This window comes from Alienimonas californiensis, from assembly GCF_007743815.1.
Taxonomy (GTDB): domain Bacteria; phylum Planctomycetota; class Planctomycetia; order Planctomycetales; family Planctomycetaceae; genus Alienimonas; species Alienimonas californiensis.
Genome location: NZ_CP036265.1, coordinates 4,313,192 through 4,331,165, shown reverse-complemented (window position 1 = coordinate 4,331,165; position 17,974 = coordinate 4,313,192). Strand labels below are relative to the sequence as shown.

Here is a 17,974-nt window from a genome sequence, read left to right as displayed (position 1 = left end):
GCGTGCCCCGCATCCTTTCCGTCTCCGGTCTCCGCGGCGTCGTGGGGGACGGGCTCGACCCGGATTTTTTGACTCGCTTCGGGCAAGCCGTCGGCACGCTGGCGCTGCGGGAGAAGGGGAACCCCGGCCTCGTGGTGCTCACCCGCGACGGGCGGCCGACCGGGCCGATGGTCCGGCACTGCGTCCTCGGCGGGCTGCTGGCGGCGGGCTGCCGGGTGCTGGACGGCGGCGTGGCGATGACGCCCACCTGCGGCGTGCTCGTACAGCATCACGGGGCGGCGGCGGGGTTGCAGATCACCGCCTCGCACAACCCCCTCGAATGGAACGGGCTCAAGCCGTTCTCCCCCTCCGGCGGGGTGCTGAACCTCACGCAGGGCGAGGCGCTGGTCCGGCTGCTGGAGTCGGGCGACTTCGCCGCCGCGGGGTGGGAGGGCGTCGGCTCCGTCGAGCCCCTCGCCGACCCGCACGGCCCGCACCTTCGGCGGGTGCTCGACCTGATCGACCGGGACGCGATCCGGGCGCAGCGGTTCAAGGTCGTGCTGGACTGCAACCGCGGCAGCGGGGCCGCGGCGACGCCGGGCTTTTTGCGGGAGGAACTGGGCTGCGAGGTGACGGTCCTCGGCGAGACGCCCGACGGGCTGTTCGAGCACACCCCCGAACCGACCGAGGCGAACCTCACCGGCCTTTGCACCGCGGTGCGGGAGGCCGGGGCCGACGTCGGGTTCGCCCAGGACCCGGACGCCGACCGGCTGGCGATCGTCGACGAGACCGGCCGCTACATCGGCGAGGAACTGACGCTGGCCCTCTGTGCCGATCACGTCCTCTACACCCGCAAGGGGCCGCTGGTGGTGAACGGGTCGACGAGCCGGGTGAACGCAGACGTGGCCGCGAAGCACGGCTGCGCGTTCCACCGCTCGGCGGTCGGCGAGGCGAACGTCGTCGGAGAGATGAACCGCGTCGGGGCGGCCCTCGGCGGCGAGGGCAACGGCGGGGTGATCGAGCCGAACGTCGGGCCGGTGCGGGACTCGCTGGTCTCGATCGCCTACGTCCTCGACGGGTTGGCGAAGCGAGGCGGCAGCGTCGGGCAGTGGGCGGATTCGCTGCCGCGGTATGCGATCGTGAAGAACAAGTTCATCGTGCCCTCCCCCGACCGGGTGAACGCCGCCTGCACCGCGCTGGCGGAGGCCTACCCCGACGCTGAGGCGAAGTGGGGCGACGGCCTGCGGCTGGACTGGGCCGACCGGTGGGTGCAGGTTCGGGCCAGCAACACGGAGCCAATCGCGCGGGTGATCGCGGAAGCCCCGACGGGGGCGGTGTCGGAGGCTCTGGCGACCGAGGCGACGGCGATTTGCGAACGGGCCGCCGCGTAGGGTCCGCTCTGCGGACCGTGCATCTCCGCGTTGTGACTCGATGAGAACGGTCCACCCGTTGAGAAGTACAGTCCGCAGAGCGGACCCTACAGCGTCTTCAGGTACTCCAGCAGCGCCCGCTTCTCGTTCGCCGTCAGTTCCGCGGCGAAGGGGTGGCCGGCGTTCGTTTTGCCGAGGTCGGCCCGGCGGGTGTCGAAGACGAACCGGGCGTCGCGGTCGGGAACTTCGCTCACCTCCTCGTATTCCAGTCCGACCCGCTGCGTGTCGTAGCCGTCTTCGCTGCGGCGCCAGAGGGTGGGGCGTTCGTCCGGCGAGAGCACCCCGGCGAGCGTCGGCACGCTGCCGTTGTGGAAGTAGGGGGCGGTCGCCCACACGCCGTCCAGCGGCGGGGCGACGTAGCCGCCGGGGTCCTCCACCACCGGGTCCTCGCCGTAGCGGCTCATCCAAGTGGTGCCGAGGTGCCGGCGGTGCGGGACGGTGAGGGCGTCCAGCCGGCGGCGGTCGGTGCCGACGATCTCGATCGGGACGGTCAGTTCCGGGTACGTCTCTGCGGCCGGGTCGTCGGCGTACATGCCGTGGCACTCCGTGCAGTTTCGCTCGAAAACCCCACGGCCGGTCGCGGCGAGTTTCTCGTCGATCTCGTAGGGGTACGGCGGAGCCTCGACGCTTTCGATGTAGGCCAGCACGTCGCGGAAGTCGTCCTCCCAACTCAGCACGGTCTCGCGGCCGGCGGAGGGAAGCAGCATGAACTGCATCAGGACCCGGTGGTTCTTCGGGCTGAAGCCGTCGATATACAGCCGGGACTTTTTCTTGAGGTGCCACCACGGGGGGGCGTCCATGTCGTGATGGAGCAACGGGCCGGGGTGGCGGCCGGTGTTGACGCTCATGTCCGGTTCGCGGAAAGCGTCCAGCACGATGCCGAACACCACGGCGTTCGTCGTCCCGTGGGAGCTGCCGGCGGGAATCTTCATCTGGCCGAGATCCTGGTGGCCCAGCGGTTTGCCGGTCAGCAGCTTGACCGTACGGACCTCCTCCGTGAGCGTTTCCAGTCCGTAGTGGGAGTTCGGCAAACCGGGGATCGTCCGCCCGGCGACTTTCCCGCCGTGACAGGCGAAGCAGTTCATCACCCAGCCGTCGGGCGTCTCCACGTAGTTCAGCACCTCCCCGCCGATCGGGTCGTTCGGCGGGGGGGCGACGAGGCCGTAGCGGGAGAAGGCCATCGCGATCCGCTCCGCCTCGCCGGCGGCCTTCGCTTTCGCCCGCTCCTCCGGCGCCCAGGTGAGGCCCAGCCGCAGCAGGGTCTCGCGGTCGAAGTCCGGCGGGAGCAACGGCTTGGACCGCAGCACTTCGTACCCCCGCACCGGGTCGCCGGCGGGTTCGGGCAGGACGGCGGCACCGTCGGCCGGGCCGGCGGCGAAAACCAGCAGGGCGAGATGAACCGGAAACACGGCAGGATCGTTCGGGGGAACGGGGCCGTCGATTGTAGACCCGCCGGTCCCCGCGGCTGTGTTCCGGTACAATGCCGCATCCTTATCGCGTCTTCCTTCAGGTCCGTCCCGATGCCCACCGCCACCCTCCTGCCGCCCCTGCCCGTGATGGATCCGCGGTCGTTCGAGGCGGACGAACGCACCGAGGAAGATCCGCTGGACCTGATGGACGAGATCGATCGTCTGAAAAAGGAGAAGGACGCCACGATCCTCGCCCACTACTACGTCGACGGCGAGATCCAGGACGTGGCCGACTTCTGCGGCGACAGCCTGCAACTGGCCCGCGACGCCACCAAGGTGACCACCGGCACGATCGTGTTCTGCGGGGTGCACTTCATGGCGGAGAGCGCAAAGATTCTGAACCCGGAAAAGCGGGTGCTGTTGCCGGACCTGCTCGCCGGCTGCTCGCTCGCCGAAAGCTGCACCTACCCGGCTCTGAAGGCCCGGCAGGAGGAGTTGCGGGCTGAGGGGCGGGACTTCGTCACTGTCGCCTACATCAACACCAGCGCCGCGGTGAAGAGCCTGTGCGACTGGATCGTCACCAGCGGCAACGCCCGGGAGATCATCGAGCGCGTCCCGGCCGACAAGGAGATCCTGTTCGTCCCAGACCGGCACCTGGGCCGTTATCTCGTCGAGGTGACGGGGCGGGAGATGATCCTCTGGCCGGGCTCGTGCATGGTGCACGAGATTTTCAGCCTGACCGATATGCGGCGGGCCAAGAAGAACAACCCCGGCAGCGAGGTGATCGCTCACCCCGAGTGCCCGGAGAACATCCTCGCCGAGAGCGACTTCATCGGCGGCACGGAGAAGCTGAAGCGATACGTGATGAGCGTCGCGGAGCCGCGCACCTTCCTCGTCGCCACCGAGGCGGCGATGATCCACCCGCTGGAGAAGGCCGCCCCGCAGCACACGTTCATCCCCGTGCCGGGCATCATGACCGACAGCGGCGAGACCTGCGCCTGCAATCGCTGCCCGCACATGGCCCGCAACACGCTGCAAAAGACCCGCGACTGCCTCCGCGACGGCAAGCCGGAGATCCAGTGGCAGGACTACTTCGACAAGGCGAAGGAAGTGCTGACCCGCAGCCTGTTGCAGTGAACGTCCCGGTTCGCGGTCGCCGCTAGGCGGCGCGCCGCGCTTCGTCCGCACTCGCCGGGACCGGCGGGCGGGCGGGGAATCGGATGATCGCCGCAGATTCGGCGCCGGTTCCGGTTCGCACCGGCAGGTACGCCAACAGGGCGGGCAGGATCAGCAGGTCCGCCAGGATTGCCGCGGCCAGCAGGGCCGCGGTGAGCCAGCCGAAGCGGGCGGTCGGGGGGAACGGGGAGGCGGTCAGGGCCAGCACGCCGGCCCCGGCGATCGCCGCCGCCTGCATCACGGCCGGCCCCGCCGCGTGGGCCGCGGCGGCGGCGCAGCGGGCGCCGCAGGCGTCGGCGCCGGCCCGCGTCACTTCCGCCCGGTGACGGACCAGCAGGTGGAAGGTGCCGTCCACCGCTAAACCGAGGGCGACGGAGGCGGTCATCATCATGCCGACGTCCACGGCCCGCCCGGCCCAGCCCAGCAGGCCGAACACCGCCGCCAGCGGGACGAGGTTCGCCACGCCGGCCGTCAGCCAGACCCGCCAGTCGCCGACGGCAAACAGCACCGCCAGGGCGATCAGCAGCGTGGCGGCCACGAGGCTGTCGCGGAAGCCGTCGTAGATCGCCACCTCCGCGGCCTCCAGCAGCGGGGCGAGGCCTGTCACGGTCACTTGGTCAATCGGCACGTGCCGCAGGCAGACGGACCGCAGGTCGTTCACCACCGAGGCCCGGCGGCCGGGCGGGCAGTCGGCCCGCACGCTCAGCCGCCAGGCGGAGCCGTCGGCGGTGACGAAGGCGGCGGCCTCCGGCAACGAGCGGGCCGCGGACATCCGCCCCGCCGCCGCGAAGCCGTCGACTTCGCCCAGAAACAATGCGGCGCTGGCGACGTGCCGCACGGAGGGCCGTTCGTTCAGGTCGGCCGCGATCCGCCGCACCGTGGCCAGGGTCTCGCCGAAGGCCGCCTCCGGAGCCGGGCGAACCACGATTTCCAGCGACTCCGCCGGCGTGATCTCGTCCCGCACGAAGCGGTGATCCTGGGCCACGGCGGCCTTGGACGGGAGCAGGTCGGCGGCGTCCACCTTCGCGGAGAGCCGCGGCAGACCGAGCGAACAGGCCGCGACCGCCGCCGCGGAGACCGCCAGCACGGCGCCCCGCCACCGGACCGTCCACCCGGCCCAGTCCCAGCGGTGATGGACCAATTGCGCCCCGGAACCGAGTCCGCCGCAGAGCATGACCGCGGCGGGGGTAAGAACCAATCCGCCGAAGGCCGCCAGCAGGGCGCCCAGCGCGCCCGCGGGACCGAACCAGGCGACCGGCCGGACCTCGCTGAGGCCGAGGCTGAGCAGGCCGGCGGCGGTCGTCGCGGTCGCCCAGGCCGTCGGTCTGGCGGCGGCCCGTACCGCGGCCAGCGCCTTCGCCGCGCCCTGCCCCGGGGCGGCGGCGTGGTAGTGCAGCAGGTGCACGCTCGCGGTCAGGGCGAACACCAGCACCAGCGCCGGCAGCGCCGCGAGAATCAGATTCATCTCGCCCCCCGCCAGGCGCACGCCGGCCAGCGTGCCGAGCGTCGCCCAGACGACCGTCCCGCCCAGCAGCGCCGCCAGCCCCCAGCGGCCGCAGACCCACCGCAGCACGGCCAGGCCGAGGGCGAACATCCCCGCCAGATAGGGCGCCACCGCATCGGGACGGCTGAGGCGGTCCAGTTCCGTCACGACCACCGGCACGCCGGCGACCTTCGCCACCGCCGCGAGCCCGGAGGCGGCGACGGCCCGGCGCACGTCCCGCACCGCGGCCGGCCGATCGGCGGCCCCGGCGGCGGAGAGCGTCCCGGCGACGGCGGCCCATTCGCCGTCCGCTCCCCGCAGCAGGCCGGTCAGGCGGGCGTCGATCTCCGCCTCCGGCACGTTCATCTCCCGCATCACCGCCCCGATCGACGCGGGGGAACAGGCGTGCTGGATCCGGGGCGACGACTCGATGCGCACCCGCAGCGCGGCGACGGTCGCGGGGGAGGTGTCCGCGGGGAACGCCGCGAGAATCGCTTCTTCGGAGCCGAACGTGCGGCGGAAGGCGTCGTAGGCGGTGCGGTTCGGGCCGTCCGCCGGCAGCCACGTTTCCGGATCGTTGTTCACCGGCAGGTCTGCCGCCAGCGACGCGAACAGCGGCAGGCAGGCCCCCGCCGCAAGGAGCAGAACGAGGGCGCAGCGGCGGGCGGCGTGATCCGTCACGAAGTTTCAGATCGGCCGGAACCGCCCGCCGCGGACAGTCGGACGCGGAGGGTCCGCAAGATCGACCGGCGCGGGGCGCCCGAAGGGGGCGGCCGGGGTACCCCGGGGCGCGGTGATGAACTAGGACGCGACCGTCCCCCGTTCCCTCCGCCCGGCGATCGCATGTCCGAACAGCAAATGCAGTTCCGCGTCGGGCTGCTGGCGATCGTCGCCTTCTGCCTCGCCGCGGTGATGGCGGTGAAGTTCGGCGACCTCGCCACCCTGCTGGAGGACCGCTACCCGCTGGCGGTGCACTTCGATCACGCCCCCGGCGTTTACCCGGGCACGCCAGTCTCCAAAAACGGCATCGTCATCGGCGAAGTCGCCGCGGTGATCTTCGACGACCAGCACGGCGGCGTGCTGGTCGCTCTTTCCATCGAACCGCAGTACCGCCTCCGCAAGGACGCCGCCCCGCACCTCTCCCGCAGCCTGTTGGGCGACAGCAGCATCGAGTTCGTCCCCGGCTCCGGCCCCGGCTGGATCGAGCCCGGCGCCCGACTGGAAGGCGTCTCTCCGGTCGATCCGATGAAGCTCGTCGCGGACCTCGGCGGGCGGCTGGACCGCACCCTCGCCGGGTTCGACGCCACCGCGGCCCAATGGTCGGAAGTCGGCCGCAACGTCAACGGAGTCTTGGGGGACAACCGGGAGGAGTTGAACATCGCCCTCGCCCGGGCCGCCGTGGCGCTGGAAGAAACGGCGCTGTCGATGCGGTCCCTGCGGCAGACCGCGGACAGCGCCTCCAAGCTGATGGGCGACCCGGCCCTGCAGCAGAACCTGAACCGCACGATGGCCGCCCTGCCCCCGCTGGTCGAGGAGACGCGGCAGACGATCGTCGCCACCCGCTCCGCCGTGAACCGGGCGGACGCCACGCTGGCGAACGTCGAGGGCTTCACCCGCCCGCTGGCCGAGAAGGGCGTTTCGGTCGCCACCCGCCTGGACGTCACGCTGGCGAACTTCGAGCAGGTCTCCGGCGACCTCGCCGATCTTTCCACGATGCTCAAGAAGAAGGACGGCAGCCTCGCGCAGCTGGCGTCCGACCCTTCGCTGTATCGCAACCTCGACGCCAGCGCCGAGAACCTCAACCTCCTGCTGGCGAACCTCGGTCCGGTGCTGCGGGACCTGCGGGTGTTCAGCGACAAGATCGCCCGGAACCCGGAACTCATCGGCGTCCGCGGAGCCCTGCGCGGCAGTGACGGGGAGAAGACGGTGCGGTAGTGAGCCGTCCTCTTGAAGAGGACGGCTAACATCGTCCATGCCCCGCCCGACCCGCGACGAGATCCTCTCCGGCCCGATCGTCCCGGTGCTCGCCCGGTTGGCCGGGCCGATGCTGGTGGGCATCGTGGCGGTGCTGACGTTCAGCCTGGTGGACGCCTACTTCATCGGGCAGTTGGGCGAGGAGGAACTCGCCGCGGTCGCGTTCACGTTTCCCCTCACGTTCCTCGTGACCGGGGCGGCGATGGGGTTGTCGGTGGGAACCAGCACCGCCGTGGCCCGGGCGGTGGGACGGGACGACGGCGGCGCCTGCCGGCTGGGCACGCACAGTCTGGGGCTGGCATTGCTGGTGGTCGCGGGGATGGTGGTCGCCGGCTTCGCCCTGCTGGACCCGGCACTACGGGCGATGGGGGCGCGGGAGGACCTGCGGGAGCTTGCTACGCCGTATATGCAGGTCTGGCTGAGCGGAATCCTGCTGCTGGTCGTGCCGCTGGTCGGCAACGGGGCGCTGCGGGGGGTGGGAGACACCGTGAGCCCCACGGTCGTGATGCTGATCGCCGGGGCGATCAACGCCGTGCTGGACCCCTGCCTGATCTTCGGCCTCGGCCCGTTCCCCCGACTCGAACTGCCCGGGGCGGCGCTGGCCACGGTGGCGAGCTGGTCCGTCACGCTGTTCGCGTCCCTCTATCTGCTCCGCCGCCGCGGGCTGCTGAGTTGGGCCGCGGCGATCGGCGGGGGCTGGCGGGAGAGTTGGGCGGAAGTGCTGATCATCGGTCTGCCGGCCATCGGGACGAACCTGCTGGTGCCGCTCAGCGGGGCGATCCTCACCCGGCTGGCGGCGGGCTTCGGCACCGCGGCGGTGGCGGCGTTCGGCGTCGGCGGACGGGTGGAGGCCCTGGCGCTGGTCGGGGTGATGGCGGTGGGGGCGGTGAACTCCGTCTTCGTCGGGCAGAACTGGGGCGCCGGCCAGTGCGACCGGGTCCGCACCGCGGCCACGCTCGTGCTGCGGTTCGCCCTGCTGTACGGGCTGGCGGCGTGGGGCGTGCTGTTTCTGCTCCGCCGCCCCCTCGCCGCGGCATTCGTCAACGAGGGCCCCGACGCCGCGGACGCCTTGGTCGAGGCCGCCCAGTACTTCGCGATCGTCCCCGCCGGGTACGCCGGCTTCGCGACGACGGCGCTGGTCAGCGGGGTCTACAACGCCCTGAAGCGGCCCAGCCGCAGCGTGTTGGTGATCTCCGTCCGGCTGTTCTTCCTGACCGTGCCGCTGGCGTGGCTCGGGGCGCAACTGCACGGGTGGGTCGGCTTCCTGTGGGGCATCGTGGCGGGGAACCTGCTCGCCGGGCTGTTCGCCGCCTGGGTCGTCCGCGGGGCCTTCGCTTCGGAGCGTGAGGAGGCCGGCGAACCGGCGAGCGCGCCGAACCCGCCCGCCGCGGAAGACCCGGCGGCGGTCTGCCTGTAGTCTCCGGCACGCTCACGCCCTGCCGCCGATGACCGCTCCCACCTTCCACGTCGTCCTGCACCGCCCGGAGATCCCGCCCAACACCGGGAACGTCGGCCGCACCTGTCTTGCGGTGGGGGCGAAGCTGTGGCTCGTCCGGCCGCTGGGGTTCCGCCTCGACGAGAAACACCTCCGCCGGGCCGGCATGGATTACTGGCCGCTGCTGGACTGGGAGGCCGTCGACGACTGGGCCGAGTACCGCCGCAAACAGCCGGGCGGCACGATCTGGGCCTTCACCAAGCATGCGACCCGCCCGGTGTGGGACGCGGAGTTCGCCCCCGGCGACACCCTGCTGTTCGGCAGCGAGTCGTCCGGACTGCCGGAAGACCTGATGACCCGCGATCCCGCCCGGAACCTCACCCTGCCGATGCGGCCGGAGGTGAGGAGCCTGAACCTCGCCAGCACGGTGACCGCCGCGGTCTACGAGGCCGTGCGGCAGACCGGCGGGCTGCCGTCGTCGCCGGACGCCGTATCATCCTCCCATGACTGACCGCGCCGACGACCCGCTCTCCCCGTCCGCGTCGGCCCGCGACGGCCTGACCGACGTCAACGTCGTCGAGACCGACGACGCCCCCGGCCCGCCGAAGCCCGCCGGCGTGCCCGGGAAATGGATCGTGATGGGCGTGGTGATCGGTTCGCTGCTGATCACCGCGGCCTTCTTCGCGGTGAAGCTCGTGCGGGCGGACCCGCGGGTGCAGAACCGGGCGACGCTCGGCTTCACCGACGGCCTCGGGGCGCTGGAGCGGATCGTCCAGCTTCGTCAGGGGATGGACGATCCGGAGATCGCCGCCGACGACGACGCCGTCGTCGCCCTGCAGAAGCAGGAGGCGGCGGAATGGGAACTGGCGGAGCGTTCCTTCGCCGACAGCGTCGAGACCGGGATCGCCCGGCCGGCGGCGGTCGGCTGGCTGGCGGAGCTGAAGCGCCGCAACGGGGAACTCGCCGAGGCGGAGCGGTTGTTCGATCAGGTCCTCGCCGAGAGCCCGCCCCCGCAGGCGCTCAACGCGGAAGAACTGACGGAGGACGAAGCGAAGGTCCCGGACCCGGCCGACCTCGGCGGTCGGGCGTTGGTGCGTTTTGCCAAGGGCGATGAGGAGCGGGCCGCCGCGGACGCTCGCCGGGCGCTGGAACTGCTGGACGCCGGTGCCCCCACCCGGGCCGGCGACGTCTGGGCCGCCTTCGCCCCGCCCCGGGACGAGCTGGAACGCATCGCCGCGGCCGACCCGGGCGCATGACGGTCGACGACCTGCCCGAGCCGCCCCCTCGCCGCAGGTTCGCGGCCCGGCGGGTGCGGGGCTACTTCGTCTTTGGCCCGATCCCGCCGCGGTCCCGCTGGCTGGAGCCGGTCGGGCGGGTGATCCTCACCCTGATGCTGCCGTTCTGGATCTATACACCGGCGTTGGCGTTGTGGTTTCTGGCCATCCAGTCCTCGGATGCGAGCGAGGAGGTGATCCTCCCCGCCCTATTCGGCTTCGCAGCGATCGCCGTTGCGGCCGGGGTCTACCCGCTGGCGACGTGGCCCTGCCGATGGCCGTTTCGGCTCGTCGCCTCGTTCGTCTGGGCGGCCCTGCTGGGCGTGATCGGTTTTCCCTGGTCGCTGTTGATCGTCAGCTATCTCGAATAGCCCGCCGCCCATCGCTCTGACCGTCACCGGCGCCGCCCACGGCGTGCGGGTCGACACCTTTCTGCACAAGCATTTTCGGAATCACTCCCCCGCCCGGCTGTCGCGGACGGCGACAACCGGCGGGGTGACGTTGGACGACGGCACGCCCGTCGGTCCGCGGCGAAGGGTGACGGAGGGCGACACGCTGCTGGTCCGCCTCGCCGACCCGCCGGACTGGGCGGAGGAGGCCGAGGACGAACCGCTGGACGTGCTCTACGAAGACCCGTGGCTGCTCGCGGTGCGTAAACCGGCCGGCGTGATCTGCCATCCCACCGGCGCGACCACCGGCGGCACGCTGATGAACCGCATTCAGGCCCACCTCGATCGGCAGGCGCCGCGAGGGTTGCTCAGCCCGGGGATCGTGCACCGTTTGGACGGCGCCACCACCGGCGTGCTGCTGACCTGCAAGACCGCCGACGCCCACGCCGGCGTCTGTTTGCAGTTCGAGAACCGCGAGACCGGCAAGGCGTACCTCGCCCTGGTGGAGGGCGATTTGAGGCCCGACGCCGGCCGCTGCGATCGGCCGATCGGCAAGCGGCGGAACTCCGCCCTGATGACCTGCGGCCCCGACGCCCTCGCCCCCAAGCCCGCCCGCACCGACTGGCGGGTCCTGCTGCGACTCGGCGACGCCACGCTGGTGCGATGCGCCCTCTACACCGGCCGCAACCACCAGATCCGCGTGCATCTGGCGGCGCTGGGCCATCCGGTGATCGGCGACGCCTTCTACGCCGCGGACGGGGGTTTGAAGTGGCCGCCGGGCGAGTGCCCGAACCCGGCCCGCCGGCACGCCCTGCACGCGGCGGAGCTGTCGTTCCGCCACCCGATCCTCGGCACGCCGCTGACGGTGCGGTGCCCGCCGACGGATTTCACCGCCCTCCTCGCCGAGCGCCGCCGGTCAGCGCCGGTCGGGTCGCTCCCCATGACCTAGGATGAATTTCTGAACCGACCGGCCGCGCGTCGCGTTGGCCCGTCGTTCGCCCTTCCGTCCCCCCTGATTCCCCCGCGATGCCCACCGACCCGTTCGGCCGTCCACAGCGGCGACAACCGCCCGACGAAATCGACCTCGCCCGGTTCGTCAAACCGACGATCGCTGCCCTGGTCGCTCTGTTCGTCCTACTCGCCGCGGTGCAGTGCGTGTACACCGTCGAGCCGAGCGAACGGGCCGTGGTGCTGCGGTTCGGGGAGTTTCAGCAGATCGCTGAGCCCGGCCTGCACTTCCGCGTGCCGTTCGCGGACAAGGTGGAGACGGTCTCCGTCGAGGTGCACAGCCTGCGGTTGCCGCAGGAAACGCTGGGCGCCGACCGCCAGGGCGCCCCGGGCGAAGAAGCGCTGATGCTGACCGGCGAGCTATACGCCGCCAACGTCGAGTGGACCGTGCAATGGCAGGTGCTCGACCCGGAGAAGTATCTGTTCGCCTTCGACCGGGCCGGCGATGCGGAGGCGTTCAGTCGAATTATCGCGACGGCCTCCCGCAGCGTGATGAACCGGCTGGTGGGCGACTACAGCATCGACGAGGTCCTGACCTCCAAGCGCGGCGAGATCGCCGCCGAGGCCCGGCAGGCGACGCAGGCCATGCTGGACCAGTACGACTGCGGCGTGACGATCAAGGCCCTGCAACTCCAGCGGGTGACGGCGCCGGCGGAGGTGAAACAGGCCTTCGACGACGTGGTCGCCGCCGACCAGGACCAGGAACGGCTGGAGAGCGAAGCGGAGAAGTCGCGGGCCCAGCTGCTGAACGAGAGCGAAGCCGAGCGGGACCGCCTCATCCAGGAAGCCCAGGGGTACGCGGACCGTCAGCAGGCCGAGGTGGACGGCGAGATCGCCGCCCTTCGCCTCAAGTATGAAGCCTACCGGGCCGCCCCGGACGTCACCCGGCAGCGGCTGTATCTCGAAGCCATGCAGGAGGTCCTCGCGGGCGTCTCCGGCAAAACCATCCTCGACGCGGACCTGGAGCGTTTGCTCCCGCTCCTGCCGATCAACCCGGAGGCCAACCGATGAGCCGTCAATCGTCTCTGTTAGGTCCCGTCGTCCTCACGGCGGCGGTCGTCGTCGCGGCGGTCGTCGGGATCACGCTCCTGTCATCCCTGTACACGGTGGACGAACGGGAGGTCGCCGTGGTGGTCGAGTTCGGCGAACCGATCGTCAGTCGGACCGAACCCGGTCTGTACTGGAAAACGCCGTTCATTCAGGAAGTGCGGCGGCTGCCGTCGACGTTGCAGTTCTACCGCACCGGCCCCGGCGACAAGCTGGAGGACCTGCCGACCGCCGACGGGCTGAAGATCGACGTCTCCGCCTTCGCGGTCTGGAAGATCACCGACCCCCTCGGCTTCGTGCAGAACCTGCGGACCGTCGAGGCCGCCGAGGAACGCATCGTGCGGGCTCGGGTGAAAAGCGAGATCCGCGACGTCGTCACCAGCGTCGCCCTGGCGGAGGTGGTCCGCAGCTCCAACCGGGAGCTGACCTACAACTTCGGCGTGCAGACCCCCGCCGAGCCCGGGGCCTCCGGCGCCGTGGTTCCCGGCGAGGAAGGCGGCGCCGCCCTGGGCGACGTGATGGATATTTCGCTGGGCCGGGAGAAGATCATCGCCACGATCCGCCAGCGCCTGCGGGAGAATCTGGCGAGGGAGGAGGGCGACGACCTCGGCGTGGAGATCGTCGACGTCGGGATCAGCAACATCGAGTTCGTCCCCGCGGTCCGGCAGGCCTCCTTCGCCCGCTTCCGCACCGAATTGGAAAGCTACGCGATCGCCTTCCGCACCGCCGGCGAGCGTCGCAAGCAGGAGATCCTCAACAAAACCAACGCGGAGGTGGAGCGGATCGAGGGCGACGGCGAACGCCAGAGCAAGGAGATCCGCGGGCAGGTGGACGCCCGCAACATCCGCGAGTTCGCCGCCGCGATCACGGAGACCGGTGACTTCTATTCTTTCCAGAAGAAGCTGGATCTGTACCGCGAAGCCCTGAAGGGCGACACGCGGCTGATCCTCACCACTGACAGCGAATTGCTGGGCATGCTGAAGGAACTCGAACCGGCCGACGCGGCGCCCGACACCGGCTCCGCCGTCGCGGACGCTCCGGCCGAAGAGTGATCGCCCCCGGTTCGCCGTCGCCGAGAGGCGGCGCGCCCCCGGGAGCGGTCACGCCGCCAGTTCGGCCAGCTTCGCCCCCGCCTCGCCCCGCACGAACGGGCCGACGGCGGGGTCGTCGCTGGCGAACAGGTCCTCCACCGTGCCGTCGAACAGCACCTGCGAATCGAGCGGCCCCAGCGCCGGCGCCGGCCGCAGCATCACCACACGGTCCGCCACCCGGCGGACCGTGTGCATGTCGTGGGTGACGACGATCGACGTCACCGGCGGCCGATCCGGCCGCGCGTCCCCGTCGCGGGAGGCGGCGACGCGGAGGATCAGCTCGTTGATCACGTCGCTCATCACCGGATCGAGGCCGGTGGTCGGTTCGTCGTACAGCATCACGTCCGGGTCCAGCGCCAGCGCCCGGGCCAGCCCGACCCGTTTCCGCTGGCCGCCGGAGAGCCCGGCCGGTTTTCGGTGGGTGACGTGCTCCGGCAGGCCGACCTCGCGGATGCGGGCGGCGACCAGCTCCTCCAGCATCCGCCCCTCGGCGGCGTGCAGCTGGCGGGGGCCGAAGGCGACGTTCTCGAAGACGGTCATGCTGTCGAACAGCGCCGCCCCCTGGAACAGATAGCCGAACTTCATCCGCCGCCGCCGGAACTCCTCCGGCGGCAGGGCGTGGACCGGGTCGCCGTCCCACAGGACCCCGCCGGATGTGGGCGGCAGCAGGGCCGCGGCGAGCTTCATCGAGACGCTCTTGCCGCACCCGCTCTCGCCGATCAGGCAGAGCGTCTCGCCCACCGCGACCGACAGGTTCAGCCGATGGACGATCACGTTCGAGCCGAACCGCTTGCAGGCGGTGCGCAGTTCGAGTTTGGGAGCCGTCATCGAGAAACTCCCGTCACATCAGCGTCATGGGAGCCGGCCACAGGATCCAGTACAGCCGGCCGAGCACGACCCCCAGCAGGAAGTCCAGGCAGAGGATCGCCATGAAGGACAGCACGAAGCTCTCCGTCGCCGCGGCCCCGACGCCCTCCGCCCCGGCGCCGCAGTGAAAGCCGCGGTGGCAGGCGATCACGCCGATCGACGCCCCGAAGGCGAGGCTCTTCAGCAGACCGCTGGCGAAGTCGTAGGCGGTGATGAAGCTCAGTGTGTGGTGCCAGTAATGAAAGTCGGAGATGCCCAGCAGCTTCACGCTGAACAACCACCCGCCGAACATCCCGCAGGCGTCCGCCAGCACGGTCAGGAGCGGGATCAGCAGCACGCAGGCGGCGACCCGCGGCACGACGAGGTGCCCGATCGGGTCGGCGCCGAGCGCTTTGACGGCGTCGATCTGTTCCGTGACCCGCATCGTGCCCAGCTCGGCGGCGGTCCGGCTGCCCACCCGGCCGGCGAGCATTACCGCGGCCAGCACGGGACCGAGTTCCTTCACCAGCGAGACGTTCACCACCGCCCCGAGGCGGTTTTCGAGGTGCATCATGTGGAGCTGGTCGTAGCTCTGCACGGCCAGCACCATGCCGATGAACCCGCCCGTGATCAGCACGACGGGGATGCTGCGAACGCCGATTTCGTACAGGCAGGGCAGCAGAATGCGTTTGGACGGCCGCGTCCGCAGCACGGACCGCAGCGCGGCCGCGGCAAACAGCGTCAGGTCGCCGACGTCGCGGACGAAACTCAGCAGCACGGCCCCGAGAACCCGCACCGGCTCGGTCAGCGGCCGGGGGGGAGCGGCGCGCTGGGCGGGCGGGGCGGGCGGGGCGGCGGCGGGCGTTCCGACGGACACGACTCGGGTCTAGCAGATCCCGACGCGGCGGCGAACCCGCGTCCGTTGTCGCCGTCTCCGATCGGGCGTTACCGTTGTGCCGCCCCGATCCCGAAGGGAACCCGCATGCCGACCGCCGTCCTGTTCGCCGCCGTCCTGCTCGCGTTTCAGGAACCGAGCTCCGGGGAACCGCCGCAGGTCCCGCCGCTCTCCGACGCCGACCGGGCCGCGATCGCCGCCGTGGAGGCCCTCGGCGGGCAGGTCGTGCAGCGCGCCCAGAACGACGCCCGACTGGACGTCTCCTTTCACCTCGGCGACGTGGAACTGACGGCGAAGCACCTCGACGCCCTCGTGCCCCTGGCCGACCGGCTGCACGAGCTGAACCTCCGCGGCACCCCGTTCGACGACGGCCTGAGCCGCAAGCTGACCCTCCTGACGAACCTCCGCAAACTGCATCTGGAAGGCACGAAGATCGGCGACGCCGCCCTCGTTCCCGTCGGCACGCTGGAGCGACTGGAGTACCTGAACCTGTACGGGACGAAGGTGACCGACGCCGGCCTGAAGAACCTGCGGGGCCTGGTGGCGCTGCGGTCCCTGTACGTGTGGGACACCGCCGTCACGACCGCCGGCGCGCTGGCCCTGATGAAGGACCTGCCGGAGGTACAGATCGTCGGCGTCGACCTCCCCCCCGCCCCGCGGACACCGCTAAACGCGCCGAAGCCCGCCCCCGAAACCGCCCCCGAGGAGGACCAGGAATGATCCGTCCCACGCTCGCACTGCTCCTCGCCGGATTGGCGATTGGTGGGTCGCTCCCCCGAACGGCCTCCGCCGCGGAGCGACCCAACGTCGTGCTGATCCTCACGGACGATCAAGGCTACGGCGACCTCTCCTGCCACGGCAACGCGGTCCTCAAGACGCCGCACCTCGACCGGCTGCACGGCGAATCGGTCCGGCTGACGGACTATCACGTCGACCCGACCTGCTCCCCCACCCGGGCCGCCCTCTACACCGGCCGCTACAGCACGAAAACCGGCGTCTGGCACACGATTCAGGGCCGGTCGATGATGGCCCCGGAGGAGGTCACCCTCGCCGAACGCCTCCGCGACGCCGGCTACCGCACCGGGATGATCGGCAAGTGGCACCTCGGCGACAACGCTCCGCTGCGGGCCCGCGATCAGGGCTACGACTTTGCCTACACGCACGGCGGCGGCGGCGTCGGCCAGGCCCCGGACTACTGGGGGAACGACTACTTCGGCGACACCTACACCTGGTTCTCCCGCTCCGAATCGAACCCCGAGGGCACGGAGGAGCTGCGCTCGACCGAGAAATACTGCACCGACGAGTGGTTTGACGCCGCGGAAGACTTCGTCGACCGCAACGACCCGGCCAAGACCGGGCGGCCGTTCTTCCTCACCCTCGCCACCAACGCCCCGCACGGCCCCTACCGGGTGCCGGAGGAGTGGTCCCAGCCCTATCGGGACGCGGGGGTGAAGGGTGACCAGGCGAACTTCTACGGCATGATCGCCAACATCGACGCCCGCCTGGGCGACTTCCGCGCACGCCTGGACGAACTGGGCCTGACGGAGAACACGATCTTCGTCTTCACCACCGACAACGGCACTGCCGCCGGCCATCAGAACGGCGGCTTCAACGCCGGCATGCGGGCCGCCAAGGGCAGCGAATACGACGGCGGCCACCGCGTGCCCTTCTTCCTGCACTGGCCCGCCGGCGGATTCGCCGAGGCTCGGGACGTCGATCGGCTCACGGCCCATGTCGACGTGCTCCCCACCGTGCTGTCCCTCTGCGGCGTGCCTGTCGCCGGGGGCGAGGCGCTGGACGGCCGCGACCTCACCCCCCTGCTCCGCGATGCGGAGGAGGCGAACTGGCCGGACCGCACGCTGACCGTGCATTCCCAGCGGATCGAGGTGCCGGAGAAGTGGCGCAAATCGGCGGTCATGACCGACCGCTGGCGCCTGGTGAACCGGGACGAGCTGTACGACATCGAGGCCGATCCCGGGCAGAAGAGCGACGTGGCGGCCGACCATCCGGAAATCGTCGAGGAACTGCGCCAAGCCTACGAACAGTGGTGGGCGAGTCTCGAACCGGCCTTCGACGATCCGTTCGCCGAGGACCTGGTGCGGATCGACCTCGGCCCCGGCCCGGTGGAGCTGTGCGCCCACGACTGGCACGAACCGGACAACCGCCCGGTGCCCTGGAGCCAGGCGGCGATCCGCAAGGACCCGGTCTCCACCGGCTGGTGGGCCGTCGAGGCGCCGCAGGCCGGCCGGTATCGGTTCACGCTCCGCGATCGCCCGGCCGCCGCCGAGGAGGACGGCGCCTGGCAGGGCAGCGTTTCCGTCTCCGTCGAGGCGAAGACCTCCCAATCCCGCGGCGCCCGGACCGGGTCGTTCAGCAGCCCGCCGGTGATCATCCTGACGCTCCCCGAAGGGCCGGCCAAACTGAGCGCGACCTTTACGGAGGGCGACGTCACCCGCGGCGCCTACTACGTGACCGTCGAAGCCGTCGAGCCGTTGCTGACCCCGGACCTGTCCGACGTGCTGCCGGACGACTGAGCCG

The 17,974-nt window shown here is 71.0% G+C and carries 16 protein-coding genes; 12 read left to right on the top strand and 4 right to left on the bottom strand.

Annotated elements, in window-relative coordinates:
• Window positions 1-2 precede the first annotated feature (2 nt).
• A complete protein-coding gene (glmM, locus tag CA12_RS17115; protein WP_145360223.1) occupies window positions 3-1,370 on the top strand; it encodes a phosphoglucosamine mutase in 1,368 nt (455 codons plus the stop codon).
• Window positions 1,371-1,456: 86 nt separating this feature from the next.
• Here the strand turns inward: glmM and CA12_RS17110 are convergent, their stop codons facing one another.
• On the bottom strand, window positions 1,457-2,818 hold the full coding sequence (locus CA12_RS17110) for a c-type cytochrome (RefSeq protein ID WP_145360222.1): 1,362 nt from the start codon (window positions 2,816-2,818) through the stop codon (window positions 1,457-1,459).
• Window positions 2,819-2,965: 147 nt separating this feature from the next.
• On the opposite strand from CA12_RS17110, the gene nadA reads away from it, so the two are divergent.
• Window positions 2,966-3,955 (top strand): quinolinate synthase NadA, encoded by a 990-nt coding sequence (gene nadA / locus CA12_RS17105; protein ID WP_145361620.1) that lies wholly within the window; start codon window positions 2,966-2,968, stop codon window positions 3,953-3,955.
• A gap of 22 nt (window positions 3,956-3,977) precedes the next feature.
• On the opposite strand, the gene CA12_RS17100 is transcribed toward nadA, so the two are convergent.
• On the bottom strand, window positions 3,978-6,158 hold the full coding sequence (locus tag CA12_RS17100; RefSeq protein ID WP_145360221.1) for an MMPL family transporter: 2,181 nt from the start codon (window positions 6,156-6,158) through the stop codon (window positions 3,978-3,980).
• Between the two features lie 162 nt (window positions 6,159-6,320).
• On the opposite strand from CA12_RS17100, the gene CA12_RS17095 reads away from it, so the two are divergent.
• The 8 genes from CA12_RS17095 (at window position 6,321) to hflC (ending at window position 13,656) form a co-directional block, all read left to right on the top strand.
• Window positions 6,321-7,412: an MlaD family protein gene (locus CA12_RS17095; RefSeq protein WP_145360220.1), complete on the top strand. Its 1,092-nt coding sequence runs from the start codon at window positions 6,321-6,323 to the stop codon at window positions 7,410-7,412.
• A gap of 37 nt (window positions 7,413-7,449) precedes the next feature.
• Window positions 7,450-8,868 carry an MATE family efflux transporter gene (locus CA12_RS17090; protein ID WP_145360219.1) on the top strand — a complete coding sequence of 473 codons (1,419 nt, stop codon included), beginning with the start codon at window positions 7,450-7,452 and terminating at the stop codon, window positions 8,866-8,868.
• Between the two features lie 28 nt (window positions 8,869-8,896).
• Entirely contained in the window at window positions 8,897-9,397 is a 501-nt protein-coding gene (locus CA12_RS17085; RefSeq protein WP_145360218.1) for a tRNA (cytidine(34)-2'-O)-methyltransferase, read from the top strand.
• Window positions 9,390-10,142, top strand: a complete 753-nt coding sequence (locus tag CA12_RS17080; RefSeq protein WP_145360217.1) for a hypothetical protein — start codon at window positions 9,390-9,392, stop codon at window positions 10,140-10,142. Before CA12_RS17085 ends, CA12_RS17080 begins: the two co-directional genes overlap by 8 nt.
• Window positions 10,139-10,531, top strand: coding sequence for a hypothetical protein (locus CA12_RS17075; protein WP_145360216.1), 393 nt, complete (start codon window positions 10,139-10,141; stop codon window positions 10,529-10,531). Before CA12_RS17080 ends, CA12_RS17075 begins: the two co-directional genes overlap by 4 nt.
• A gap of 43 nt (window positions 10,532-10,574) precedes the next feature.
• On the top strand, window positions 10,575-11,498 hold the full coding sequence (locus tag CA12_RS17070) for an RluA family pseudouridine synthase (protein WP_165700824.1): 924 nt from the start codon (window positions 10,575-10,577) through the stop codon (window positions 11,496-11,498).
• A 77-nt stretch (window positions 11,499-11,575) separates the two neighbouring features.
• Complete coding sequence (gene hflK / locus CA12_RS17065; RefSeq protein WP_145360214.1) at window positions 11,576-12,568, top strand: FtsH protease activity modulator HflK; 993 nt, start codon at window positions 11,576-11,578, stop codon at window positions 12,566-12,568.
• The gene (hflC, locus tag CA12_RS17060; RefSeq protein WP_145360213.1) at window positions 12,565-13,656 is read left to right on the top strand and encodes a protease modulator HflC; all 1,092 of its coding nucleotides are present in this window, start codon (window positions 12,565-12,567) and stop codon (window positions 13,654-13,656) included. Before hflK ends, hflC begins: the two co-directional genes overlap by 4 nt.
• 48 nt (window positions 13,657-13,704) lie before the next feature.
• On the opposite strand, the gene CA12_RS17055 is transcribed toward hflC, so the two are convergent.
• Both CA12_RS17055 and CA12_RS17050 read right to left on the bottom strand, forming a co-directional pair.
• Window positions 13,705-14,523 (bottom strand): ABC transporter ATP-binding protein, encoded by an 819-nt coding sequence (locus tag CA12_RS17055; protein WP_145360212.1) that lies wholly within the window; start codon window positions 14,521-14,523, stop codon window positions 13,705-13,707.
• Between the two features lie 13 nt (window positions 14,524-14,536).
• Window positions 14,537-15,418 carry an MlaE family ABC transporter permease gene (locus tag CA12_RS17050; protein WP_242687980.1) on the bottom strand — a complete coding sequence of 294 codons (882 nt, stop codon included), beginning with the start codon at window positions 15,416-15,418 and terminating at the stop codon, window positions 14,537-14,539.
• Window positions 15,419-15,523: 105 nt separating this feature from the next.
• Between CA12_RS17050 and CA12_RS17045 the strand changes: the two genes are divergently transcribed.
• Entirely contained in the window at window positions 15,524-16,156 is a 633-nt protein-coding gene (locus CA12_RS17045; RefSeq protein ID WP_145360211.1) for a leucine-rich repeat domain-containing protein, read from the top strand.
• Window positions 16,153-17,970 (top strand): arylsulfatase, encoded by a 1,818-nt coding sequence (locus CA12_RS17040; RefSeq protein WP_145360210.1) that lies wholly within the window; start codon window positions 16,153-16,155, stop codon window positions 17,968-17,970. The genes CA12_RS17045 and CA12_RS17040 overlap by 4 nt, the downstream gene beginning before the upstream one ends.
• The last annotated feature ends 4 nt before the right edge of the window (window positions 17,971-17,974 follow it).